The following is a 24158-nucleotide window of genomic DNA, read 5'->3' as shown; positions in this document are numbered from 1 at the left end:
AATTATTCGTCTTCGTTAATTAAGTCATCATCTTCTTGGACCTGTTCATCAAATCCATTATTTATCGTAGCAGTATACGATACTTTTTCTTCATTGTCAATTTTCGGAAAGTGAAGACTATAACCAATAATAGGACTATCATTTTTTACATTTGGTGTCGCTCGTTCATCTAAGGCATAAATTAATAATAATCCTTTCTTTTCTTTCGATCTTTGGTTTTTGATATCTTTATTACTAGTGTGTTTTTTTATTGATAAATCTACTTGTCTATCTTTTAAATCATCAATTTGATTTTTTGCAATCAAATAAAAATCGCTTCCTCGAGTTACTTTTGGTTGGTTACGTACGCTACATCCTAATGAGATTAACTCTCCATTAAAATGCAAATCATAATTCATTACATTTTCTTTTTCCTGTCTTTCTTTTAAAGGTGTGTTTCCAACATAGTCGATAAAAACTTTTTGATCAGTATTTGATACAATACAGATGCTCCATTCTTTTATTGTACCGCTTTTTTCTTGCTTTTTAATATAATCACTCAAAGTTGAGTTTTTTATGCTAGGTTGTTGGATTTTATATGCATCTATAAAGTCGCACACTGCACTTGCCTTTTGATTTTGATAAAATAAATACCTAATCTTCCCCTTAGTTGTTTCAATCCTATTTTTTTGCAGCGGGAAACCTATATTTAAAATTAAAGACTGCAAGGCATTAAAATTATTTTCAATAGCTGATTTCGTTTTTAATAGCTGATAAGTTTGCGGATTAGTACCTGAAAAGGATATTTCAATTTTATCCGAGTGATAAAGTTTTGCCAAGCTCGTAATTGTCATTAAACCAGAATGATTTCTTACCTTGAGTCTGAAATCTTTAGGTCTTTGCAAAGCTGCTGTCATTTCATCAAAATCATCACGCATTTCTTCTGTTGCCATTGTGATGTGGTTGAACCACTCAAAAATTTGCTCTGTTGTATAAAGTCGGCATAAGTCCACATATCCTGGTCGATAACCAAACCAACGCCCCATTTGCATTAATGAATCATACATTTTTGTAGTTCTCAAATAATAACTTACAGACAATCCTTCCAAAGTTATCCCCCTAGATAATCTACTTCCTCCAACTGCAATCACAGAAAGACCATTGTCATATCTACTGTAATCAATTTCTTCAATATTGTGATATTCTAAATTTGTTGTGGAGCGAGTTCCATGAACTGAACGAACTTCTATTTTTGATGCTGCCTTTTTTAATTCTGTTTTTACCTCTTCCCAAGTATGTGTTTTAATCCTAATGTCCGTATAATCTAAATTTTCTAACACATTTTCAGTTGTGGGTAAAAAATCAGATTCATACAAATATTGTAAATCAATTAGTAAAGATTCATCATTGCCTTCGATTGCATTTCTATATTCCCGCATTTTATCATTAACTAAATAGGCAACTCTATCTATCCATTTCACCAATAATGCAACGTGAATCAACATAGAATTGTGTTTCTTTTCATGACCACGGACTCTTCTAATTGCACAAGTTAAAATGAATGATTTTAGGGCTTTTTCTAAACTTTTAGGTAAATACTCAGGTAAGTCTGCTTTATTGTGTATATTAATTGTTCTAAAAAATGGGGGGTCAAAATCATCAATTGCCCGGAAAATATCTAATGGTTCATTATCTGTTCCATTTGGATTTTCAAAGCCAAATATTTTGGCCGCACCAATGTAATTAGTAGGAGCTTTTATGTTGATTATAAAATCTCTCGGGAATAAATCTTCGCCAATTTTATATATTTTGTTTTTTACAATAGTTGTTAATTCTTCATTGTGATCTTGTGAAATAAAAAGGTTTGCGTATGGAGTTGCAGTGTAACCAATAAATGTGTTTTGATTAAAAATATTAAGTAAAGTTCTAATTAACTTGTTGATTGTTTTAATATCATTAATATCTTTTGCGGTATTTACGGAAGCCGCATCTGCTTCATCATCAATAATTAAAACAGGAACATCAAACAATTTTGGCGTTCCATCTATAATTTTTATATTTTCATTTTTTGAAAACCAGTCTATTAAATTTTCAAGAATACTTTTGTTTTTTTTGATAACAAAAACAACAGGGTTTTTCCCAATTGGAATATTTAATCGATTGGCGACAGATTGACTAAAATCGCCTTCGTCACCACTTTTGTAATAGGAAGATGTAAGCGAATAAATATCCGTTTCTACTTTCAGTTTTCCTACACCAATAAGTCTATTTTCATTTTCTCGAATAAAAGCAGAACTACTTCTTCCAATAAATCCAGCATCAATTCGTTCTTGAGTCTGTCTTCTTAAAGAGCTAATAGTTCCAGCGATAACAATTACTACTTTATAACCTGCGTCAGTTGCTTTATTAATCAATCCGACATAATTAGATGTTTTTCCAGATTGCACATGTCCTACAACCATACCACGACGGTCCCAAGAATTTTTATCTTTAGGATTTACACATTTATCTAAAATTTTATCTGTAAAGTCATCTAATTCATTCACAGGAAATGAAGGGTCATTTTGAGACATAAATAATTTATACCTATTCCACAATTCAAAATTGATATTGCTTTTTTCTTCACTCAACCATGGGTCGATATCGTCAGACATTACAGTTATCTTCCCTTTTCCGATTTCGCATTCGGATCTAATCACTTCAAATAAATTCGCAAAATCAGCATCTTTAAATTCAGGTGCTGATTCAATTTTTTCTTTTATTATTTTAAGTATAATATCATCGGTTATTTGTTCTTTCGGGATCATATTCAGGAATGCGTAACATACTAATTTGGCAGTTTGATTTATATCGTTCATTTTAAATAGTCGTTGATTAATGGGAAAAAATTAAATGGTGTTGCATTCATTATTTGTTGACGTGATAATGATTCTGGTATTCCTTGGGATTTATAAATTTGAAATAATTCAACAGCTAGTTTTATTAAATCGTCACTTGGCGTTTCTGTTATTTTTTCAAGTTCATGAAATGAAGGGTCTTCATTTTGATTATATAAAATTAACTCTACTGGAATATTTTCTTCCAATAATTTCAAAGCTTTAGAAAATATTTTATTTGTATTATCTGATTCCAACAGCTGCTTTATTATAGGGTGTTTCTTGTTTATTTTATATTTTTTAATTCCTTCTCTATTGGTTTCGTCTTTCCATAAGCTTTCAAATGACGCATTTCCATTTTCATTAGAAATTGTTTTCTGGCCTCTCCAATTATAAATTTTAGCAGACTTCATAACTGCAATTTTTGCTATTCTGGATAATTCCTTTCTAATCTCAATAGGAGGCATTGCTGTAGATTTTTTTATATCTAAATTCCAGTCGAAATCATTTGCATTGGGAAAGTTTATCGCAATTCTTGCTAATTTTGAATATTCCCTTTTTTTTTCTATTCCTAACCAATCTCCTGAAACCAATAATCTATCACCCCTATAAACATAAAAACCTTGTTGCTGGTACCAACCTAACGGACCACCCGATTTTTCATAATCTTCAGTGCTGATTTTTGACATGTGTGGCAGTATGAAATAGGTTACTTCAACGTTATTAAGAAGTAATTCTGTTTGCCCCATTTCAGGTTTTGGATTTAAATTTAAAAGGAACGGATTCCAAGCATCAATTTCATAGGTGTTTGAAATCAGCTTAATTTTTTTACTTTCTATGAATTTATGAAAAACAAGACCAAGATGTTCTTTTACTGTTATCATTTCTTGGTAAAATGCGTTTTTAACTGATTCATTTTCTTCATTGGCATTTCCTACAATACGATCTAAAGATTCCCAAATTATAAGAGTTCCACTTAATAATTCATCTACTTTTTTTAAATAGGATTCGTCAGAAATAAAATCCAATAAAGTCCATTCTTCCTCCTGATTAATAAAGTCAATATCCCAGCATCGTTTTATCGTATTGAAACCTTCTTTTTTTGTAACAACTGTCAGTCTTTTGCATTGGGAAAAAGAAGCAGTCTTTAATCCCATACCGAATCTACCCAAGTCTTTTTCATCCCTCAAGTCTTCCGGATCTTTGCTTCCAGGCGTCATTGCAATAATCAACTCTTCTAAATTCATTCCTTTACCATTATCAAGAATTGAGATGAATGAATCTTTACCTTTCCATAAATAATCTATAGTTATTCGATTTGCATTGGCTGAGATACTATTATCAACAATGTCTGCAATTGCAGTAGATAAATTGTATCCAAAACTACGATAAGAATTTATGGTAGATTTTGGATTTGGTTTGGCGTTTTCGGCTTTGTATTGGTGCATACTTGCATATTTAATTACGAATTTAATTTCATTCTACATTCGTCTCGGTTTTAATTATCATCTTATTTGTGGTATTTTTTAAAAATGTAATTCGAAAATAAAAAGATCTATATCATCTCTTTTATTTTATTAGCAATTCCTTCAGCCATTAATGGTGGTACGGCATTACCTATTTGTTTAAACGCTGCGGTTCTTCCACCTTCAAAAAAGAAATCATCTGGGAATGATTGAATTCTGGCAGCTTCACGAACTGAGATTGAACGTACTTGTTTTAAATCTGGATAGATGTAATAATGTCCGTCAGCACAAATGTGAGCCACAACAGTATGACAAACACCTTTTGGGTCAACAACCTGAAATCTGTTTAAAAAAGCGGTTTCGTTTTTATGTGTCTTTAGTTCTGAAGGCAAATCAGCATAACTCAATCTTTTCCCTTTATTTACCCATAAATCAATAGCTGTTCGGTATATTTCTAAATCTCTTTCATTATGATTCCGAGCTACATGCTGGGTTGTAAAATCAATTCCATTTCTGATTCTAGAAAGGTTTAAGTACTCATTAATTGGTTTGGTATAACTGGCTGGTACTTTTTCTTCTCCTGGTTTTAATTTTGGTAAATCATAAAATAAATCTTTCATGATTTCTCCCTGCATAGGAAAATTTTCAAATGTTGGGTACTTTAAATTGTTATTTTTTTTCCAACCAATTAAAATTACTCTTCTACGATTTTGAAGTACACCAAAATCTTTTGAAGTCAATGTTTTGTGTTCTACTATGTAGCCCGCTTCATCAATAGCTTCCTTTATTTTCTCTAGGAATTCTCCATTTTTTGCTGATAAAATTCCGGGGACATTTTCAAATACAAACATTTTAGGCTTGTATTTTTTAAGAAACTTAACATAATGAAGGTATAAATGATTTCTTGGATCATCAGCCATGCCTTTTGGATCTCTGGCTCTTCCAACTATAGAGTAAGCTTGACATGGAGGCCCTCCAATTATTAGATCTACATTTTTACTATCCTTGTGAGAATCAATTTTATTGAAAATTTCTTTAATAGTATCGTCTGAAATCTCAGTATTGATAACTGTATTCAGAACTTCATTTGGAACACTTTCCCAAAATTGTTTTTGATCAATATTTTGTTTTAAATATTCTAGGTAAATATTTTCCTGATTATTATCTTTTAAATGATAATAGGCCATTCTTGTTTTTATGGTATTACAAGCGTGACTGTTCATCTCAACATGAGCTATTGGATTAAATCCAGCCCTTTTAAATCCTTCTGACAACCCACCTGCACCTGCAAATAAATCAATATAATTTAATGCCATTGTTTATTTTAATTTTATTTCTTTATTATCAACTACTGAAAGATCGAAATCTAAAAACCATGAAAACTTGGAAAGATAATCTATACTAAAACTAAATTTTCCATTTTCAATTTTAGAGATTGTAGAACGATTTACTTCCATTATGGCTGCTAATTCATCTTGACTATAACCTCTCTTTTCTCTGATTTCACGAATGGTTTCACCCATTTTCAAACGACAATCATGAAGATAATTCTCCATTTTCAAATCTGTAATTTGAGATTTTGTATTACTCATTTATTATGCTTCTGTAATTTGTCTTGTAATAATTTCAATTGCTTCTTCTTTACTAACTGTATTACCAAACTCTTGTAACGATTCATTATCTTTGTAAACACCATTTCGGTCATTCCAACAAAGCCATTCTATTAAATCTAATCTGGACCAAGAATTTAATTCTCTTTCCAAAGCGTCGTCTCTCAATTCCATCAGTTTATAGTATGGATGCTTTAATTTCTCTTCTTCATTTATGTATGTGCTCATGATGGTTGTATTATAATTGTGCGCTCTTTCAATTGACTACTCTGGATTAACAAATAAGGTTCCTAAGTGTTCTACTCCGTTATTATCAATAACCGTAAGCCAAACATTAGTTTCAGTACCCTGAACACCTGCAGAAAGATTTACTATTATTTTTTGTTCGCTAACTTTACTTACTCTTCCTTCCACTTGTGAATAATCAGTTTTATTAATTGTTACATAATGTCCGATTAAATCTTGTGTACTTACTTCAACCACTTCCAGATCGTCTAAGCGAACTTTGTTAATAGGTGGAAATGGTAAGCCTGTGTTAAGCGCCTGTATATCGGCTCTTGGTTTTTCGTCATCTTGAATCACTTCTAATACCACATATAATTGCTCTGGATTTTCTCCGGCTAATGGTGTGTGAAATTTTGCTATTTGTCCTTCTTTTGTTGGTTTCATAATCGATTACAGTTTGTATAGCGTTGTCCTCGCTTGTTATGTACCAAATATACATGAAAATAATAATATTAAGTGCAATATATTGAACATATTATTAACAAAAGTAATATAGAACTTTCTTAGTTCTTTACGGTTTCACTCATTTGAGGAAATTAAATATTTTTTTGAATTAATGTTCCTTTCGTTTTATCAAACGATAATGTTTCGATTGTTAATTTGTAAATAAACAGTATTTTCTAGAATATTACTATACCCACTTTTAGTGATATTTAATTTAGCTGTTCTCCCTTATTTTACTTTCAAACACTATCAACTTAAATATTTATTGACTCATGCAGTTTGTTATTTATTAGAGTTTATGAATGTGCCGTTTGTTATCGTTTTTCTTTTGAATTTGGTATAAATCATACTAGGGTAAATTTGTCTCTTGCGGGATGATATGCGGTCCCCATAGCAGGCTTTGAGTTCTGAAGCGGATAGATTGCTGGCCACGTGTATTAGTGATTTTTTTATTATGAATGAATAGTAACGGCTGAGAATTATGTCAGCCATTACCTTACACTCATTACCGAAATGTTTGACTTGCTTTTTGGTGCCAAGGTCATTCAAACAAAATCCCAAAAGTCGTGATTGAATATTTTGTTTTAGGTTGAATTTGTTGACAGATGGGTATTCCTAGACTTAATTTTGTTGAAATAAGAATTCGTGCGTATCAATAACAGCTGCTCTTCCCATCTGTACTAAATTGCGCGTTTTTTTTAAAAATATTCCGAGTGTTTTTTCATTATAAATCAATTTCATTTCGGAAGAATAGTCGGTCACCAAATACATATCACCTTCTAATTTAAAAAAAGGAATTTCAGATTTCCCTTTTGCCTTTATTCCTTTATTAACGACAACGCCATTAGCTAAAGCATCCTTTAGTACTGCATCGCTTTTTTCTTTTGATGCTACTTTAGCATAGGCTACTATCATATTCATCCATTCGCTATTGTCAATCAAGTACCATTGTACCTTATTAAAGTCAATACCTTGATCGCTGATCCATCCGTAGCTGGTAAAAGCAAGTAATACCAGCTTTTTACCATCTAGTTTTGGATTGTCGGATGGACTAAATTCTTGTATTTTAAAAGAAATAACAGAGGTAGCTGACATATCTTTTGTTTTTTTTCCATTAAAATCAAGTGTTTTTAATGAAAAACTATTTAATTCAGGATGATTCGCTAAAACATATTGGGTAGCAGTCAATTCGGCTCTTTCTTTCATGTCCTCCACGGCAGCAATTCCTGCTCCTATGGCTAACAGACCACCGGCTACCGCAGCTACTGCTGCTCCATTATTTTGTGCTTGCGATTGTTTCGGTACTAATGACAGGATCATAATTAAAGCAATAGTCAATTTTTTCATTTGATAGTGAGATTTAGATTAATAATAATGCGTCAAATCTATAGTATAAAAAATTGTTTACCTTACGGTTTCCCACATTTTGAGAAAATAATTATTTAATTCCACGCCGTTTAGATTGTCCAGAAACAATTGAAAATCGTACAATTTAATCAACCCGTCCTTGTTATCCGGTACTTGTGCCAACTGCACAAAATTGATGTTTTGGTATAGGGATTTTTCTCCTAAAATTTCTTGCATGATGATGAAAATAGCTTGTTGTAACGTCTTTGTATCACAATACAAATTGTAACTTTTTAAAAAAACTACAATGTCTACCTTATGCGATAATTCATGATACTCCAGCGGTAAAAAAGTGAGTTCGCTGGCTTTTAATGAAATCTCATGGAAGATGTAAGGTTCATCAAGACCCTTCATGAGTTTGTCAATTCTTTCGATTGGTTGGATGAAAGCGGTGAATTTCCAGTTTTTCAATTGCGGTGCATTGTCGACTAAATCAATTACGTGATTAAAGTATTCTGGGTTGCCGTTGGCGGTTAAAATTAGCTCGCATTTTCCGTTGGCGGTTTTCGGATATACAATCATAAAGTCAATTTCCTTGCAATAATAACCGAGGTTTTTGTTTATCCAAAAGCTGATGTGTTTTTGGTTTTTAGGGGTTTCGTTGATGAGGTTTTTGATGGTTTGATTGTTGTCTTGGAACCAGTTCCAGAAAGTGTTGATTTTTTTCATGATAGAAAAGTTTAAGGTTTAAGGTTTGAAAAGTTTAAAGTTGCTTCTCGATACAATTTTTACGCAAAGTGATAAGATTGCTTTGCTTCGTGTCTCGCAACTCCTCGCAATGACTTTATCGTTTGTCTTTCGTTCTACTATCAAATGTTATCAAATTGAACATTTGTCGCATTCTGGAGCGGAGGCGGTTGCCGTAGTTGTTTTCGATTTCGGAGGCAGAAAGGTTGGTGGTGATGTGCGTGATGGATTTGTTTTCGACAAACTGTTCGTACCGGCTGATGAGTACCTCAGCCATGACGTTGCAATCATTTCCGAAGTGCTTTATTTGCTGTTCGGCACCCAAATCGTCAAAGCAATAACCGGTTAGTTTCGATTGATTGGTTTGCTTTAGCGTGTAGCAGTTGATGGCCTCAAAGCCATTTTTGGCAAATTCAAACGAGACTTCCCTGCATGTTTTGATTTTGTACTCAGACGCATGATAGGCAAATGGACGTACTAAGTTCATTAAAGATGTTTTTCCGCAACCTATTGAACCTGATACTAAAATGCCTTTTGTTAAGTCTATATTTTGGTTTATGGCAGCTTTCTCATCTTTTATCATATAAATCAACAATTTGTAGATGGTAGGGTAATCCATTTCGCTGATTTGAAACGAACTTCCATAGGTTGTTTTCCCTTGGTTTTCTAAATATTCCAAGCATTTCTGGAAATTATACACTTTGAAACCTTTGTAGACCAAGAAGGTTTCATGGACTGATTTACAATGGTTCGTCATAGTTTTTTTGGGTTGCCGTGTGCAGGTGCATCGGTTTTGGTTGGGCGTTGTAATCGGATTTTGAAGTATGTGTCGCAAACTTAGCTGTGTTGAGCATCCAGTTTCTTGCTGCAGCTTTCCAATCTTTCATTTTTGTTTTTCCGCCTATGAGCCAACCGATGCTGGAGTAGTAATTGAAAAACTTATTGGCTTCTATTTGGGAGCTTTCCTTGAAAGAGAAGTATTCCAGTATCATTTCGAGTGATGGCACTGTGTTTTCAAAAAATAAATCGAGTTCAACAGCTTTTTCTTTTTTGGTGCAACTTTTTTCTTTTTGCTGCCCGCTTTCAGTTTGTTTTTTATTGGTAGCAGCGAATACTGGAAGTATTTGCTGCCCGGTCTCCGTTTTTATTTCTTTCTCTTTTGGATTTATTATAGGATTTAAATTTTGAACTGGTTGATTTATTAAATTTTTTTCTATATCTATTTTTGTATTGTTTAAATTGTTTTTAACTGTTTGTTTTTTATTATATATATAGAGCTGTTCATTTACCTGTTCAATGACATGTTCATTTTTTGATTCGGTCAAATTGTGAACGGGTTCATTTTTTGAATGGGTTGAGTGTGGTATTTTTGAAATTGTTTTTTCTTTTTCAGAAAAATTGGTCATAATGATGTTGGAGCAAGAGTGTGGATTGAATGTTGGATTGTATATCATAAACCCTAAAAGTTCTAATTCTCTCATGCATTTATGATACGTTGCTTTTGAATTGATCTTGCTGGCTTTCATGATTTCTTCCCGAGAAATGCCTGTTGGATTCTTGAATCGGTTTACGTTCCAACATTGGAAAAGTGCCAAATAGAGAGAAATGTGCGTTGGATTTAGGGTGGATTCATAATTGATTTTATTGAAAAATCCGGTGAGGTGTTTGATGTAGTTCATTTTAATAGTGAGTGGTAAAAAGTGAATAATGATTAGATTGCTTCGTTCCTAAAAACTAATTTACTTGAAAAGGGTAGGGAGGGCATTTACTTTATTTCCGTTTAAAAGTTTTTCTATATCAGTTTGGTCGTAATACATAATTCCACCGATTTTGGTGTAGGTCAATGTTCCGTTAATGCGAAGGTTTTGTAAAGTACCGGGTGAAATATTTAGCAGTTTCCGGACCTCGTTGGATTTGAGCCATTGTTTCTGCTGGAGTGGTTTGGATTGTATGATTCCTTTTAAATCATTGAGAAGAAGACTGCGAAATTCGTTTAAGTCTTCCATTGTAATTAATTGCTCGCGGTACATTCTGTTTTTAGTAGCGTTGGTGGAGCTGTTGCTTTCAAGTGCCATAACTTTCGGTTTATATTGTTATGGTGCAAAATTGTTGTAATTGGTTGTTTTTATATCACAAGTGGTTCACAAGTTGTGAAAGAAAAAATGGGTTTTTATTTTGAAGGGGCTGTGGTTATTGACTTTTTTTAATAAAAATATAAGAGCGGATATAAGAAGTACGTTTATGTAAGTACTGATTTTTTGTTTGAAGAAATCTTTTCTTTTGCCTTGATGCAAAAGAAACAAAAGATCAAGCCTGAAAATCAAAAGCTTGAAAACTACCTCGAAGTTCCGTTCCGCAGCCCGAGCCGTTCGTCCTTCGTCCTCAACTCGCGGACTGCTGCCACTTCACTTCCTCGTTGTTTTGCTATGCTTTTTATTTAAGGGCGGGGTGAGGAGGTTGTAAATTCATGTTTGTTTTTGATATTACTGGTCTTGCATAGTCGATTTTGGATGTCTTGTTATTATTTATGAATGTTGTTGACTTCTTAATTTACTGATGAAGTAGGTAGGAGATAGGCCTGTTTGATTTTTGAACGCTCGTGTAAAGATTTGTGTGGAACCAAAACCAGCTTCGTCACTTAATGACTTATTTTTGTAATTGCGGTATTTGTTTTCGTTTATGAGTAGTTTTATAATATGTTCAATCTTTAAATAGGTGATATATTCAACGGTTCCTTTGTCGCGGTAACGTGCAATAATTTTTGATACGTATTTCGTATTGGTGTTTAATAATAAAGCCATTTTTGCCAAAGTCATGTCTTTTTCGAGATACTTTTTATTGCGTTCAAATTTTTCGAGATTTTTAAGAATGGCGGCAATCACCTCGGGATTGATATCGAGTTCGGTTTCTTTACTGGTATTGTTTGAAACTAATGATCGGGTCGTTTCGGGTTTGCGATTCATCAATTCTTCAAACAATCTTTTATTTTTATAGTGTCTGTACACTAATACCGCTATGATTACTGTCATTATGGTAATTATAATGGTCCAGTAGTGTTCAATGTTTCTTTGAGTTTGAATTAAATTTTTTGTGTCGTATTCTTTGTGTATTTTCCCTGAAAGGTATTTGTAATCCTTAATTAGCACTTGGTCTACTTTTGAAAGGGCTGTGACATAATATAACTCTAATTCTTTGTCGTTTTGTTGCTGATAATAATCAATTAATATTTCATAGGCTTCCCGTAAATCAGGACGTATGTACTTTTGTTTTTGGAAAGCTTCATCTATCTTTTTTAAGTAGGGTACTGCCTTTTCCTGCAATTTTAGCGCCCAGTAGCTTTTACCGATGTAAAAATAGGCCGTCGTTTCGTTTGTAAAGTCTTTATTCACTTTCATAGAAGGCAGTGCCTTTGTCAATTTTTTTATTGCGTCGGGATAATTGTGTTTAAAATATTGGTTTACGCCTTCGGAATGGATGAAGTAGGACTGCATTTCTAGGTTATTAAAGCGCAGACCTGCACCGATTCCCGTCTGATTCATTTGGCTGCATAGTTTATATTTACCTATGCGATTGTAAGAAAGCCCTAAAGAATGAAGTGAATTAAGATAGGCACTGCTATTTTCTTCCTTGAAGTAGCCAAGACATTCTTTGAACAATGCTATTGCCTCATCGTAAAATCCAAGGTAATATTTGATCTGAGCAATGCCATATTTTATTTTGTAAATTTGGTATTTGTTGCTTGTCTTTGAAATGTATTCATCTGCTATGAGGTAGTTGTCAAGTGCTTTCATTTGCTCTTTCCGGTCATAGTACACTGCTCCTCTAGTCATGTACACTGCTCCAATTAATTCGATGTCGGCTGTTCTTTTAGCTGCTGTCACCATACTATCGGCATATATAATCCGTAACTTTTTATCGTTTTTGTAAATTAAAACTTTATAAGCCCACGCCATTTGACCGAAGTTTTTCTCCCTTTTTGCTTTAGCTAACCATGAATGAGCATACAGCCATTCTTTAATGCTGTCCTTTTCCGTATATAGTATGTTTTTGCTAAAATATTCATAGTCTTTAGCTGAAAGGCTGTCCGGAATAATAAAACTATTTTGTTGTGCGGATGCATTATTATACAGGCATAGGAATATTATAAGTAAGTATTTTTTTGTCATATTCTTAAGAGATTGGGGTCTTACTGATTAGAAAACATAAGATTAATGCCTTTGAGACTCTGTTTTGGTAAAATAAATGTAACTAAAATAATTTAATTGATACGAGAATTACCTCAACAAATGGCTTTTCTGTTTTTATGAATATAAGTTGCTGGATGGTTGTTGTTTATCTAAAAAAGTTCTGTGTTCAATTCGGGAATTGCATATAGTAGATTCCCGAATTGAACAGTTGTTGGCTTGCCGGTGGGGAAAGCTCCTAGTAGTTTTGTCCTGAATTCAAACGGTTTTGTTATGAGTAAAACCAACACCAACATTGTTCAGATTATCCCGGGAGAAATGAACTGATTAAAATAATCAGTAACATTTAAAAACATTATCAAAGATGAAAAAATTCTATTCAGGTCTTAGCACATTAATTTGTTTGTGCGTTCTATTTACACTTGATTCCTGTACCACCGATACACCTTTTGTATCGGGAGATACTATAAGCAAGGCAGACGCAAAGAATGAAATTCATTATTATTATCCCAATAAAGGGGATACAGTGCTCGCTGCAGAAAGTTTATCGGCTAACACTAGTACAGAGGAGCCAGCAATGGCTGTTGATCCTGACTGGAAAATACTTGTTGGCCATATTATTGATGGTTCTGGAAGTAGTAAGTAGACATAAAAATCATACACATTGCTATGGTAGTTATTATTACAGTATGATTTTTTTGCAACCAAAGCTAGAAGGCTGCTCATTTTAGTGTGAGCAGCTTTTTTTTTAATTCTCATCTGCATCATCCATGCGGATTATGAGTTTGTTTTTGAGTGTATTCATAAATTTTGTCCTATCGGATTTCCTGTTTCGGATTTCCAAAAAAACCCTGTTGAATTGGCCCAATTCGATTTCTAAAGAAGACTCGAAAAAGGTTATGACTTCTTTGAGCCCTGTGGCTCCATTATTAAAAACGCCTTCTGAATGCAGTGCATAAATCAATTCTATCAGATCTACTTTTGATCCAGTCCATTTCAGGCTTTTAGAGAGTGGAGAAGGCGATTGTGTGATTATTGCCTTTCTTTCTAGTTTTTCCATTTGCTCCACCAGAAAATTTTTTATTTCATCGTTCGCTATTATGCGAGCCATCTTATAGTCGTGAGAGGTCGCGAATCGATGGTCTATTTGAAAATAAACACTGTCCATCATTAATTTAAGGTCGTATTTTTCGCGTATATAATATTTGCTATCGAGACAGTTGTTAGCCGTGCGACAGTAACGATAAAATTCCTGGTTTTGTTTGAAGAAAACTTTTAATTTAAGAAGTTCGGAGTTATAATATTTAGCTATTGTTTTATGGGAACCCAATGGCTTGTTGGTTTCTATAGTATAGATTTCGCTATAGTAAATCAGTTTAGCAGCAAACTTAGGCTTGATGTCTCGGAAGAATTCTATTTCTTCTTTCTTGTTCAACGATTTGTATTTTATGAAAGAGGATTTTAGTCTCTCTAAGGCAGTAACGCTACTTTTAATGGACAATTCAGCCGATTGAATTGGATTTTCTGTTTCCAGATGGATCAATTTTAACTGATGTTCTAATTGAGACATCAAGGATTCAGAAAATAATTTCATTGAAGCGGTTTAAGATTTACAAATTGACTTATTTGGTAATTGAATTGGGCTGTAAATCTATTTGATGCTCGCTACCGTTGCAAATGGAGTAGTGTGCGATTCCCGAATTGAATAGTGAAATTCCCGAATTGCATACTTTGTTTTTTGTACTAATGCGGTGATTGTATTTTATATTTACCGCAAAAATGCGGTGATAAATAGAAATAATCACCGCATTTATAATTAGAACGATATTGGAGGTTATAAGTTGTGAAACTAGTAGCCATACTAGTAAAACAGAATAGCATATTTTATAATACTAGTTGTAATCATTTTATTTCTAAAGGTAAACCAGTAGTAAAAAGCTTCTGGTTTATATTTTTTATTTTGTAATTTTTTCAATTTTCTCCATCAACATACCAAACCTTTCTTCCCTTATTAATGGATGAATGTGCATGGCTAAAATTTCGTTTGCTTGCGGATGCTTTTTTATGCCATTTATTTCTTGTTTTATGTATGTTCTAACATCTTCATCGGCAGCGAGTATTTCTTCTACAATTGAGGTTCTGTTGTCTAATAGGTAGATGATGTCTTCGTAATCGTGACTACCGTAGAAATCATTTGCGCCTCTGTCTTTAAATGCTTCTAATTTTGTGGCAAGGAAGTAGGGTGAAGGTAAAATGTTTATATTAACTCCTTCTGGCAAATCAATTTGTTGTAGGTATTTAAAGCCTGGCTTGTACCATATATTAGAAATTCCGATGCTACTATCTTCTGCAGGTATTATGTCTACTGCTATTTTATCATATTTGTATGAACAAATAGAATGTCCTTCAGGATCTGGATAAAATTTTAGTTCTGCCAAGCGTTCTTGCATTTGTGCCCATTCGTTATAGTTAGCTAAGTTTATGGTCATGTCTATATCTGAAGTCGGTCTGATTTCTTCTGCAGCTGGGTCATCGGTGTACAAGCTAATCACTGCTCCACCAATGAATACCATTTTTTCTCTCAGTTCTTCCAGGCCTTTTGCTACTTGAGCTACTAAAGCTAGATTTATTATTTTATTATGCATTTAGTATTCTTTTTTCCAGTTCTTTTTTCGCTATTTCTTTTTCTCTTACTCTACCGACTCTCAATGCATCGACCATTGCCAGTAATTCGTATAATATGTTATCTTTTAGTATTGCTTCTACTACTGTATTGTATAACGGTTCGATGGCTTGACCTCTATCGTTTCCTCTAGCGTAAGGCCAAACATATTTTTCTGAGGCATTTATAATTTTATTTAACGGTTCTGCAGAATGGGCTGTCAGTACACCTCTTACTATTGGTCCAGGGTGTTGTGGAAACGCATAGCTTATGCCGTGGATGATGAATTCATTGAATGCTATACGGTTTACTTTTTTTCTTGCGTCATCAATTAAGCCTGCATATTTGGAACGATTGAGAGATTGGCTGACTTCTGATTGGCTCATTCCCAATTCTTCTGCCAGTGTATGGTGAAACCAATCTTTGTTTCCTAAAGCGATAATCTTTAGGAGGATTACTATGTCTTGTGGCTTTAGATTATTTTTTATTTGGGACATTTTCTTTATATTGCATATTGCGATATGCAATATTACTTAATATTTACTTATAAAACAATAGATTACTATTTTATATCGCATATCGCGATATGCAATATATCTCTATTGACTATAACAAATTGAGTTGAGGTTAATTATTTAAATACTATGTGTAAAATATGATTCTAAGTATGTATTGACTTCAGCTAAAACATTCTGATATTCTATAATTAATTCTTTTAGTATTTTTTTTCTTAATCTCACCGCTTGAATTCATTATGTCTAATTGAGTTGATACGTCCTCTAAATTCCAAACAAGGTTTCTCCTTTATTGGTAGCAGTTATTGTTGCTGATTTTGTTAATGGCAAGTGCGCAAAAGCATTTCTTGTATTCATTAAAGTTTGAACTTTACTTATCATTTTGTTATCAAATGAATCAATATTTCTTAATGTTTTCATTTTGGCACCCGTGCTTACAATTGAAGAGTTAAGGACAATAGTTTTAAATTCATGTTCTTTTGCAGGAGAAAAGTAGCGTGTCGTAGATATCAAATTCTTTCTCTTTAGAATGGAAAAACTTTTTGCCTAATCCCCAGAAAATTTATATGACCCATGATTTCTCGTATCATAATTGATCCTATTAATTTATTGGCCATACTGATGTGATTTGATCACAAAGTAGGACTAAAAATCATCATCAAAACTGTCCAGTTTGAACCGGAATGAGGTGTTCACTTTGCTCCGGAATCACCTGTCCAGTTTGAACCGGAATGGGGTGTTCAGTTTGACCCGGAATATCCAATAAGAATTTGTTGGATTCCTCTAATATATTCCGTTGGATTGTGATTTAAGTCAGCCATATTTTTATTGATTACTTTTTTAATTATTTTACTCTCAAAACTTCTAACAACTTAAAATTTAGATACAACTTTTCTTTGCCCACTTGTTCACTTTTCAAGAAACCGTGATTTTCCAATTCTTTTAAATAATTACCTACCGTTTTTAGATTGCCTAATCCTGCCTTTTCTAATTGGTTTCTTTTTGTATATGGTAATCGGAATAGCTCTTCCATAAGGTCTTTTGAATATATTTTTGGTAACTTTTGTTGTATTTCGGTTCCCATTTCATTCATCAGTTTTTCAATCTCCGCTATTTGGCTCCTTCCTTTTAGGGCTGTTTGTTCCACCATATCCAGCATATATATAATCCAATCTTCCCAATTTCCTTCTTCTGTTACTTTTCTGAGATTGGTGTAGTATTTGTCTTTGTGTTGAATGATATAATTACTTAAATATAGTGCCGATAAATCAAGTAAGCCTGTCATTTTGAGGTATAATAATAGAATAATTCTTCCTGTACGACCATTTCCATCAAAGAATGGGTGAATTGCTTCAAACTGGTAATGAATGATTGCCATTTTTACTAATGGGTCAATATTATCTTCTGCGTGAATAAAATCTTCTAGGTTTTTTAGCTTTTCTCTAATTACATTTTCTCCTTCTGGTGGTGTATAGACTACAGAGTTTGTTGCTGGGTTTTTTAATTGTGTTCCAGGTGCATTTCTTATACTGGATTGATTTTCTTTTATGATTTGCATTATTGCAACAAATAGATTTGTCGTTAGGATAGGTCGGTTTTCTACTTGTTCTACACCAAACCACAAGGCATTTTTGTAATGCATTACTTCTTTTGTAGCAGGATTATCATTTTTTTTCTCAGCAATCGATGCTTTGAACAGTTCGTCTTGTGTTGTGATTATATTTTCAATTGCAGAACTAGCTTGTGCTTCCTGTAAATTGATTGTGTCTATAAATAATGTTGGATTGGGTAAATTTGTAATTGCTCCTTTTAGCTCTGATAAAGCTCTACTGGCTGCAATTGTTTTTTTGAGTATTGTAGTATTTTCTATTTCCGCTTGTGGGGGTAATAACGGCAAATCATTGTACGCAATTTCTGGATTATGTGTTATTCTCTTACTCATATTATAATTTTTAAACGAAGGCGTTTATTACCTTTAATTTGTGTTCGAGTGTAAATATAATAAAAATTTACTCTCGTTTTGTTTTTGAGAGTAAATATTGCCCTCGTTTGATTTTAAGTTTTTCTTTCTTTACAAAAAGGTAATTGACATTAAATATCGGGGTTTGTTTTTTGTTATTATTTAACTTTTATTGAGGGTAAATATAATTCTTCAATAAAATAGTTTTGGAATAACGAAGTTTCATCTTTTACAACACCAAGCACAATTAGCCCACCACCCAAACCGGGTTAATTAGAAAACGCACAAATATTTTCCATTATTGAAGTGTCGATTGCAGAACCTTTTTTGGCTTCAATTGTGGTGCATTCGTCTGTAATGTTTAAATTCCTATCAAAATTAATTTTACGGGTAAGGGAATTTGTGTTCAAAAGTGAAGGAAAACACGAAAAAACTAGCTGAAACTACTCCGCAAAAAAAGAGGAACAAAATCCTCTTGAAAATACCGCTACAATCTTTACGATAACTCCATAGTGTTGACGGCAGGTACTCGGTTCCGTTCAACACGGGTTTACCTCATTGAATTTATTTTTGTTGGTATTCGGTGATTATAATTCATTGTTCATGCTGCGCACGCAACGAAATCTTAGCTGTTCGGCAACGTTATTTTATCTTAGGTGTTGTTAGTTCCTCAATTATTCCATTGTACCAACAAGTTTGCAAACTTAAATTTTCTTTTACAGGCTCATTATTAAAACCTTTAATTTTTATTTCTCCATTTTCTAATACATAAATGGGGTTTTCTTTTATACCAATTTCTTTGTAAAAACTAGCGCTATGAATTCCCATAAAGAAAAATTGTGTGGAACTAGAAAAAGAAATTCCTCCATTTATATTATGAGTTGATGATGCTTTTGTAATTACGGGAGAACCACTCATTCCAGGGAATAAATTACCATCCATTAAAAAATAAGGTTTACCGTCAAACGGAATTTCTATTGGTGTAGAAACTATGCAATTTTTAGTAATAGGAAGTTGATTTATTTTATCGGTAAAACCTCTAGGATAACCAATAACAAGTAATTCAGAACCAACTTCAAGTTCTAAACCTTGAGGAGGAAAATTTTTATTTGAAAGAGTGTTAATTACTGTGTTTGATATGTCAATATTCTCCATCGGAATTGCTACTACGTCTATTTCTGGATTAGAGTCCCCAAGCCACGTAATTTTTCTGTCTTTGACTAATGGAATTTCAACAGTTTTAAACTTACTTAAATCTGTTTTATTAGTATGAATCTTAACTACTAATTTAGCCGTGGAATCTGTAGTTGAATAATTTACTACGTGTCTATTCGTAATTAAAAAAATTCGCCCGTTAGACTCATAAAAAAATCCTGTTGCTGTACTAAAAACATTTCCATTGGTTACTTGAAAAAGCATAACTATGGAGAAGATAATTTCATTCATATTGCGTTGTTTCTGTTAATGTTGCTAACTTATTTATACCAGCCATAAAATGGCTTAAATCTACCCAAATTAGGTTGGCTTTGTGCCAAATTTTAGTTTTTTCCTTTACAGTTTCAAACATACAAAACCATTTTTACAATACTTTACGGTTTTCCTCATTATCAAAAAATAAATGTCAAGAAAAAGACACCTCTCAGCATCTTTCTACCTCTTCCCTTTACTCTTTCAACTATCATTTTTATCATAATTCCTCCTAAACTTATAAATCTTCCCTCTCAGGTAAAGACCTAAAGAAAATTGCACAAAATCAATCAATTAAAGCCTTTGTAGAAGGTGTTACTGCGACGGTTATTGGAGCTTTGGTAGGTGCAGTTATTATAATCGCAACAAGAAGTATTTTAGATATTCCTACGGTACTAATAGCTATTGCAACAATTTTTGCTTTACTTTATATTAAGAAAATTCAAGAACCATCTATTATTGCTGTTCCAGCAGTATGAGGTATCATTATAAAATTAATACTATGAACAGAAAAGAGTTTTTAAAATCGAGCACTTTATTAGGTGCAGCTTCGCTAATTCTTCCAACAAATAATGCATTTGCCACAAATTTAGCTGATAATTCAATTGATAAATTGGTTGATGCAAACGGTAATTATATTCAACAAACACTTCCGTATAGTGAAAGTTTTTTAGAACCCTATATGGATTCAGAGACCTTGCATTTGCATTATGTTTTTCATCATGGTGGTGCGGTAAAAGGGGCAAACAAAGATTTGCAAATGATAAAAAAAGCATTGGCCGAAAATAATTTGGAAACCATTGATTTTTGGACAAAAAAATTATCCCATCATTTTTCATCACATATTTTACATTCCATATTTTGGACAAACCTAACTAATAAAAATACCTCGCCACAAGGCGATTTACTAAAGCGAATAGAGAAAAATTTCGGAAGTTTCGATAAACTTAAAATCTTAATTGCTGCTACCTCAAAAAATGTTGATGGAAATGGTTGGGGAATTTTAGCATATCAACCATACAGCGATAGTTTGGTGATTTTACAATGCGAAAACCACGAAAAACTAACACAATGGGGTGCCATTCCTTTATTAGTTATTGATGTTTGGGAACACGCCTATTATTTAAAATACAAAAACAAACGGACCGATTTTGTGGATGCCTTATTTAATATCATCAATTGGGATAACGTGGCCATGCGATTGAACGATGCGTTGAAGTTAACAAGGTAGTATTTAAGGTTAGTTATTTAATTCAAAAAGGATGTTTGTTGTAAAAGACAAGTATTCTTTTTTTATTAAAAAAAATAGCACCAATCTCAATTCTTTCGGATGACCATCGGGATTTTACAAAATAAAAAGGAAACAAAAAGCATCGACGCCCTTTTAGGAAAACCATATTTTTTGTGTTTTCTTTTTCTGACACTTCATATCAAGTAACATTTTATAAATAATGGGATATTCACTTTCTGTGACCTATTTTTTTAATTAAGTTTTTATAACTTATGGACATTCAGGAAGGCTTAAAAGATTGTTAGTTGTAGTTGTGTCATTTTTAGTTTTTAAGTATTTGTAACCAGCAGCACTTTCTGCAATAATTACATCTACTTTATTCACTCCTTGACCTACATAAAATTGCCATTTGTTTGCCTCAATTGCCGAAATAGCCTCCTTCTTGCTTATCTTCCAGCGATTGCCGTCTGTTTTAATACCCCCAATGTTTACAATCCTTTCGTGAATGTTTGTCCTGTCAGATTTGTTGATACATTTGATTTCATACGATAAAGCCATAATTAAAATATTTAGGTTGAGCTACAAATATATCAGTAATGATATTCAGTATTTTACGGCTTTCCACATTATTATCGTAAAAAATATAATTAAATAAAGAAAGACACCTCACAGCATCTTTTCCTAAATAGTATTATTCCAGTCTACAAATCCCAAAGCTTAAAAAAAGTACTTTTCAAAACTACATCCGTCTCCGTTCAATACAGGTTTCATTGTTCGTGCTGCGCACGCAACGAACCCTGCTGTCACCAGTAGTTTTAGTTTTTAGTTTTCTCTTTTACTTATAAATATATCGTCTTCAATTTTTAAAAGAATTAATATCAAAATTTTTAAAAGTACATTGTAATCATTTTCTTGAACATCTTTCGATTCAGAGTTTGAGCCGTGAATGTATTTATTGCGTAAATCTAAACCGTTGGAAAATTCTTTTTTATTTAAATTATAGTTTAAATAGCGTATTTCTTCTCGAGTAAACAAACAATTTTCAAATATTACTTCATTCTGCTTTTCTAAATCAATTAAAATTTTTCTTACTTCTAAAGGAAAATGCCAAAAACTAATAACCTCTTGATAATGAAAGGAACTAAAAATAAGAGACATAATTCGATCAACTCTAATAAAGTTTTCGATATCAAAAAAAATGATTTTTTTCTCTAATAGATAATCAATATCTCGTTGTTGAAAACCTTCAAATAAATCATAAGTGACATTTTCTTTTAAAAGGAGTTCATACAGATGACTATATTTATTCTTAAATGGTGCAATATATGTTAAAGATGAATGTGTCGAAAACAAACTATTTTTTATGCGATAAATATTTTCGCCTTTAGCATATACATATTTAATCTCTACTTTGCTTTTTAGTTTGCTGAAATAGATGGGATATGAGTTAAACCGTAATAATTCAAAATCTATCTCTCCGTCTTCTATAAATGCATTATATTGTTTTAGTAGAAATTCTAATTCAGGTGCTAGAATACGAACCTTTTCAAAAAATTCAGTTTCTTTTGAGGGTAGTGATATTTTTAGTTTTCCAATTCCATAGACTTTTTGCAGTGTCTCTACAACTATAAAAGAAATAATATCTTCAATATCAATATTGTTATTTTTTAAATAATACTTGTATATAGCAAATTGTCCATTAGAGAGAAGTTCTTTTTGATTAAATTTTATATATTTTAAATATTCTGCTTTTGAACGCATAAAAATCCTATCCATAGTGTCTATCTCGCAAGTTCGTTGTACTAAATTCATACAACCTTGAAAGTTGACATATTCAAATAAGAAAGTGAAGTTTTTGAATATCGAAAAAAAATCTCTTTTGTTATTAAGATGATTTTCACTATAAGTGTAAGTTAATCTATTCTTTTCTTCATTGTATTTTAATGATTTAGGTTCTAATTGTTCTCCAGAAATTCCAATTTCAACACCATATGATATTCCATTGTTTTCCTTGAAAAATGATTTTGTGATTTCACGTTCTTTTTTAGAAGCCCTAAATTTAGTTTTATAATCAAGTTTTAAATTTTGAGAATTTACAATAAGATTAATGTAATTTAAGTTCGGTTCCGAAAGCGAAATATAGCGGTTGATCAATATTTCAATTTTATCAAAAGAAAAGATTTTAGGTATGTAAATTTTTTTCTTCTCACGAAATGAAATTTCCTCGTAGTGAGATAAAATTATTTCAGCAGTTTCGGGATTTTTTTCAAAATGCTCTAGAATTACCTTTGAATAGTAATTTACTAATTCTTGGTTATATAAAACTTCTTGAAATATATATTTTTTAGAAGTCAATAAAGCTGATATTAAACTAGAATCAATTTTTTTAAATATATTTAATTTGTTGAATAATTCCCAAAAATTATGAGAATACTTGAAATTTATTTCTTTAAAAACTTGAGTGAAATTTGAGTTTTCAATTGATAAAAAAAAGTTTTTTATTAACTCCCAAAACCCGCTTACTATAGTTTTATATTTTTCGTATTGTTCATCAGACCAAGCAGGTAAGCGAAGATTGTTTTTGAAGTATAATTGAACGTTATATAATTCTAGTAAATCATTTATCGCAAATGAATTATTCATATCGAATAATTGAATTATTTTTTCTGCATTTTCTAAATTTATTCCACTACTTAAATCATCATTTGAATAATAAACAACCCTTCTTAAAGCATCTGACATTTTCTTCTATTTTGATTATAAATTTACGTTAGATTTCTGATTCTGAGGTAAAATTGCTGGTAACTCGCATATTGGCGAAACAAATCTTCGCATATATACCCTATAGGGATTGATTCCAGAAGTTTTGTTTCGCTTTATTCTTTTTCAAATATATACAACTTTTAGTACACTATTATAATTGGATTGAGATAATTTCCTTAAATTTTGTGGTGAACGAGGTTTTTGTGTTTATCATGCCAATTAAATTTTAGGAGCCCTAGTTCAACAAATACCAGCAGCACTTTTCTATATTTTGTGGTACATATTACTATATAGAAAGCTTATCCTTTCATTAACTGTTTTAGCCGGCCTTGGTAAGACTGCCAATAATTTCTCTTAGTAGCATCGTTTAGGAAAGAAGCAGCTACCACTTTTTCTGCCTTTTCTGACTGTGATAACGCAACTCCATGATATCATTAAAGTTTTTCTCACTGATGCCTATATGCACCGCAAAGACAAAAAACTGTTGCCTTACTTTTCCTTGATCTAAATTTTCAGGTAATAGTCCATCATCCAACGCAAATTCTTTATCGTCTATATGAACACGGCTATTCAACAGATCATAAGCTGGACTTACCCTCTAATCATTTATTTCTTAAAATAA

The 24158-nt window shown here is 32.3% G+C and carries 23 protein-coding genes; 3 read left to right on the top strand and 20 right to left on the bottom strand.

Going from position 1 to position 24158, the window contains the following annotated elements; genetic code table 11:
- Window positions 1-2 precede the first annotated feature (2 nt).
- The 12 genes from EKL99_RS02255 to EKL99_RS02200 all read right to left on the bottom strand — a co-directional run bounded on the left by EKL99_RS02255 (window position 3) and on the right by EKL99_RS02200 (window position 12920).
- Entirely contained in the window at window positions 3-2837 is a 2835-nt protein-coding gene (locus EKL99_RS02255) for a Z1 domain-containing protein (protein ID WP_126576325.1), read from the bottom strand.
- Entirely contained in the window at window positions 2834-4303 is a 1470-nt protein-coding gene (locus tag EKL99_RS02250; protein WP_126576324.1) for an ATP-binding protein, read from the bottom strand. Before EKL99_RS02250 ends, EKL99_RS02255 begins: the two co-directional genes overlap by 4 nt.
- Window positions 4304-4410: 107 nt before the next feature.
- Window positions 4411-5637: a DNA cytosine methyltransferase gene (locus EKL99_RS02245; protein ID WP_126576323.1), complete on the bottom strand. Its 1227-nt coding sequence runs from the start codon at window positions 5635-5637 to the stop codon at window positions 4411-4413.
- A 3-nt stretch (window positions 5638-5640) separates the two neighbouring features.
- Complete coding sequence (locus EKL99_RS02240; protein ID WP_126576322.1) at window positions 5641-5913, bottom strand: helix-turn-helix transcriptional regulator; 273 nt, start codon at window positions 5911-5913, stop codon at window positions 5641-5643.
- 3 nt (window positions 5914-5916) lie between these two features.
- On the bottom strand, window positions 5917-6159 hold the full coding sequence (locus tag EKL99_RS02235) for a hypothetical protein (protein ID WP_126576321.1): 243 nt from the start codon (window positions 6157-6159) through the stop codon (window positions 5917-5919).
- A 36-nt stretch (window positions 6160-6195) separates the two neighbouring features.
- Window positions 6196-6600: a hypothetical protein gene (locus tag EKL99_RS02230; RefSeq protein WP_126576320.1), complete on the bottom strand. Its 405-nt coding sequence runs from the start codon at window positions 6598-6600 to the stop codon at window positions 6196-6198.
- 681 nt (window positions 6601-7281) lie between these two features.
- Window positions 7282-8007 carry a hypothetical protein gene (locus tag EKL99_RS02225; RefSeq protein WP_126576319.1) on the bottom strand — a complete coding sequence of 242 codons (726 nt, stop codon included), beginning with the start codon at window positions 8005-8007 and terminating at the stop codon, window positions 7282-7284.
- 57 nt (window positions 8008-8064) lie between these two features.
- Entirely contained in the window at window positions 8065-8736 is a 672-nt protein-coding gene (locus EKL99_RS02220) for a hypothetical protein (protein WP_126576318.1), read from the bottom strand.
- Window positions 8737-8851: 115 nt separating this feature from the next.
- A complete protein-coding gene (locus EKL99_RS02215) occupies window positions 8852-9511 on the bottom strand; it encodes an ATPase (RefSeq protein WP_126576317.1) in 660 nt (219 codons plus the stop codon).
- Window positions 9495-10433, bottom strand: a complete 939-nt coding sequence (locus tag EKL99_RS02210; RefSeq protein ID WP_126553744.1) for a transcriptional regulator — start codon at window positions 10431-10433, stop codon at window positions 9495-9497. Before EKL99_RS02210 ends, EKL99_RS02215 begins: the two co-directional genes overlap by 17 nt.
- Before the next feature lie 60 nt (window positions 10434-10493).
- Entirely contained in the window at window positions 10494-10829 is a 336-nt protein-coding gene (locus EKL99_RS02205; RefSeq protein WP_197037196.1) for a helix-turn-helix domain-containing protein, read from the bottom strand.
- A gap of 450 nt (window positions 10830-11279) precedes the next feature.
- Window positions 11280-12920: an AraC family transcriptional regulator gene (locus tag EKL99_RS02200; protein ID WP_126553746.1), complete on the bottom strand. Its 1641-nt coding sequence runs from the start codon at window positions 12918-12920 to the stop codon at window positions 11280-11282.
- Between the two features lie 421 nt (window positions 12921-13341).
- On the opposite strand from EKL99_RS02200, the gene EKL99_RS02195 reads away from it, so the two are divergent.
- Complete coding sequence (locus EKL99_RS02195) at window positions 13342-13584, top strand: hypothetical protein (protein ID WP_126553748.1); 243 nt, start codon at window positions 13342-13344, stop codon at window positions 13582-13584.
- A 102-nt stretch (window positions 13585-13686) separates the two neighbouring features.
- Here EKL99_RS02195 and EKL99_RS02190 read toward each other — a convergent pair whose 3' ends face one another.
- The 6 genes from EKL99_RS02190 to EKL99_RS02165 all read right to left on the bottom strand — a co-directional run bounded on the left by EKL99_RS02190 (window position 13687) and on the right by EKL99_RS02165 (window position 19521).
- The gene (locus EKL99_RS02190) at window positions 13687-14532 is read right to left on the bottom strand and encodes an RteC domain-containing protein (RefSeq protein ID WP_126553750.1); all 846 of its coding nucleotides are present in this window, start codon (window positions 14530-14532) and stop codon (window positions 13687-13689) included.
- 361 nt (window positions 14533-14893) lie between these two features.
- Complete coding sequence (locus EKL99_RS02185) at window positions 14894-15583, bottom strand: nucleotidyl transferase AbiEii/AbiGii toxin family protein (RefSeq protein ID WP_126553752.1); 690 nt, start codon at window positions 15581-15583, stop codon at window positions 14894-14896.
- Window positions 15576-16097 (bottom strand): hypothetical protein, encoded by a 522-nt coding sequence (locus EKL99_RS02180; protein WP_126553754.1) that lies wholly within the window; start codon window positions 16095-16097, stop codon window positions 15576-15578. Before EKL99_RS02180 ends, EKL99_RS02185 begins: the two co-directional genes overlap by 8 nt.
- 282 nt (window positions 16098-16379) lie before the next feature.
- The gene (locus EKL99_RS02175; RefSeq protein ID WP_126553756.1) at window positions 16380-16628 is read right to left on the bottom strand and encodes a hypothetical protein; all 249 of its coding nucleotides are present in this window, start codon (window positions 16626-16628) and stop codon (window positions 16380-16382) included.
- Window positions 16629-16959: 331 nt separating this feature from the next.
- Window positions 16960-18057: a Fic family protein gene (locus EKL99_RS02170; RefSeq protein WP_126576316.1), complete on the bottom strand. Its 1098-nt coding sequence runs from the start codon at window positions 18055-18057 to the stop codon at window positions 16960-16962.
- A gap of 660 nt (window positions 18058-18717) precedes the next feature.
- The gene (locus EKL99_RS02165; protein WP_126576315.1) at window positions 18718-19521 is read right to left on the bottom strand and encodes a serine protease; all 804 of its coding nucleotides are present in this window, start codon (window positions 19519-19521) and stop codon (window positions 18718-18720) included.
- Between the two features lie 296 nt (window positions 19522-19817).
- On the opposite strand from EKL99_RS02165, the gene EKL99_RS14845 reads away from it, so the two are divergent.
- Together EKL99_RS14845 and EKL99_RS02155 are read left to right on the top strand one after the other, a co-directional pair.
- Window positions 19818-20021 (top strand): hypothetical protein, encoded by a 204-nt coding sequence (locus EKL99_RS14845; RefSeq protein ID WP_370453900.1) that lies wholly within the window; start codon window positions 19818-19820, stop codon window positions 20019-20021.
- A gap of 23 nt (window positions 20022-20044) precedes the next feature.
- Entirely contained in the window at window positions 20045-20773 is a 729-nt protein-coding gene (locus EKL99_RS02155) for a superoxide dismutase (protein WP_126576314.1), read from the top strand.
- Window positions 20774-21043: 270 nt separating this feature from the next.
- On the opposite strand, the gene EKL99_RS02150 is transcribed toward EKL99_RS02155, so the two are convergent.
- Together EKL99_RS02150 and EKL99_RS02145 are read right to left on the bottom strand one after the other, a co-directional pair.
- On the bottom strand, window positions 21044-21331 hold the full coding sequence (locus EKL99_RS02150; RefSeq protein WP_126576313.1) for a DUF3892 domain-containing protein: 288 nt from the start codon (window positions 21329-21331) through the stop codon (window positions 21044-21046).
- Between the two features lie 264 nt (window positions 21332-21595).
- Window positions 21596-23515 (bottom strand): hypothetical protein, encoded by a 1920-nt coding sequence (locus tag EKL99_RS02145; RefSeq protein WP_126576312.1) that lies wholly within the window; start codon window positions 23513-23515, stop codon window positions 21596-21598.
- Window positions 23516-24158: the final 643 nt, after the last annotated feature.

The organism is Flavobacterium sp. ZB4P23 (assembly GCF_003970375.1).
In the GTDB taxonomy this organism is placed as follows: Bacteria; Bacteroidota; Bacteroidia; order Flavobacteriales; family Flavobacteriaceae; genus Flavobacterium.
The sequence above is the reverse complement of the archived record's forward strand: the minus strand, read 5'-3'. Positions and strand labels throughout refer to the sequence as shown.

What these genes read in the sequence shown, in the direction of transcription:
- EKL99_RS02255 (WP_126576325.1), bottom strand. Translation starts at nt 2,837, where the DNA reads ATGAACGATATAAATCAAACTGCCAAATTAGTATGTTACGCATTCCTG.
- EKL99_RS02250 (WP_126576324.1), bottom strand. Translation starts at nt 4,303, where the DNA reads ATGCACCAATACAAAGCCGAAAACGCCAAACCAAATCCAAAATCTACC.
- EKL99_RS02245 (WP_126576323.1), bottom strand. Translation starts at nt 5,637, where the DNA reads ATGGCATTAAATTATATTGATTTATTTGCAGGTGCAGGTGGGTTGTCA.
- EKL99_RS02240 (WP_126576322.1), bottom strand. Translation starts at nt 5,913, where the DNA reads ATGAGTAATACAAAATCTCAAATTACAGATTTGAAAATGGAGAATTAT.
- EKL99_RS02235 (WP_126576321.1), bottom strand. Translation starts at nt 6,159, where the DNA reads ATGAGCACATACATAAATGAAGAAGAGAAATTAAAGCATCCATACTAT.
- EKL99_RS02230 (WP_126576320.1), bottom strand. Translation starts at nt 6,600, where the DNA reads ATGAAACCAACAAAAGAAGGACAAATAGCAAAATTTCACACACCATTA.
- EKL99_RS02225 (WP_126576319.1), bottom strand. Translation starts at nt 8,007, where the DNA reads ATGAAAAAATTGACTATTGCTTTAATTATGATCCTGTCATTAGTACCG.
- EKL99_RS02220 (WP_126576318.1), bottom strand. Translation starts at nt 8,736, where the DNA reads ATGAAAAAAATCAACACTTTCTGGAACTGGTTCCAAGACAACAATCAA.
- EKL99_RS02215 (WP_126576317.1), bottom strand. Translation starts at nt 9,511, where the DNA reads ATGACGAACCATTGTAAATCAGTCCATGAAACCTTCTTGGTCTACAAA.
- EKL99_RS02210 (WP_126553744.1), bottom strand. Translation starts at nt 10,433, where the DNA reads ATGAACTACATCAAACACCTCACCGGATTTTTCAATAAAATCAATTAT.
- EKL99_RS02205 (WP_197037196.1), bottom strand. Translation starts at nt 10,829, where the DNA reads ATGGCACTTGAAAGCAACAGCTCCACCAACGCTACTAAAAACAGAATG.
- EKL99_RS02200 (WP_126553746.1), bottom strand. Translation starts at nt 12,920, where the DNA reads ATGACAAAAAAATACTTACTTATAATATTCCTATGCCTGTATAATAAT.
- EKL99_RS02190 (WP_126553750.1), bottom strand. Translation starts at nt 14,532, where the DNA reads ATGAAATTATTTTCTGAATCCTTGATGTCTCAATTAGAACATCAGTTA.
- EKL99_RS02185 (WP_126553752.1), bottom strand. Translation starts at nt 15,583, where the DNA reads ATGCATAATAAAATAATAAATCTAGCTTTAGTAGCTCAAGTAGCAAAA.
- EKL99_RS02180 (WP_126553754.1), bottom strand. Translation starts at nt 16,097, where the DNA reads ATGTCCCAAATAAAAAATAATCTAAAGCCACAAGACATAGTAATCCTC.
- EKL99_RS02170 (WP_126576316.1), bottom strand. Translation starts at nt 18,057, where the DNA reads ATGAGTAAGAGAATAACACATAATCCAGAAATTGCGTACAATGATTTG.
- EKL99_RS02165 (WP_126576315.1), bottom strand. Translation starts at nt 19,521, where the DNA reads ATGAATGAAATTATCTTCTCCATAGTTATGCTTTTTCAAGTAACCAAT.
- EKL99_RS02155 (WP_126576314.1), top strand. Translation starts at nt 20,045, where the DNA reads ATGAACAGAAAAGAGTTTTTAAAATCGAGCACTTTATTAGGTGCAGCT.
- EKL99_RS02150 (WP_126576313.1), bottom strand. Translation starts at nt 21,331, where the DNA reads ATGGCTTTATCGTATGAAATCAAATGTATCAACAAATCTGACAGGACA.
- EKL99_RS02145 (WP_126576312.1), bottom strand. Translation starts at nt 23,515, where the DNA reads ATGTCAGATGCTTTAAGAAGGGTTGTTTATTATTCAAATGATGATTTA.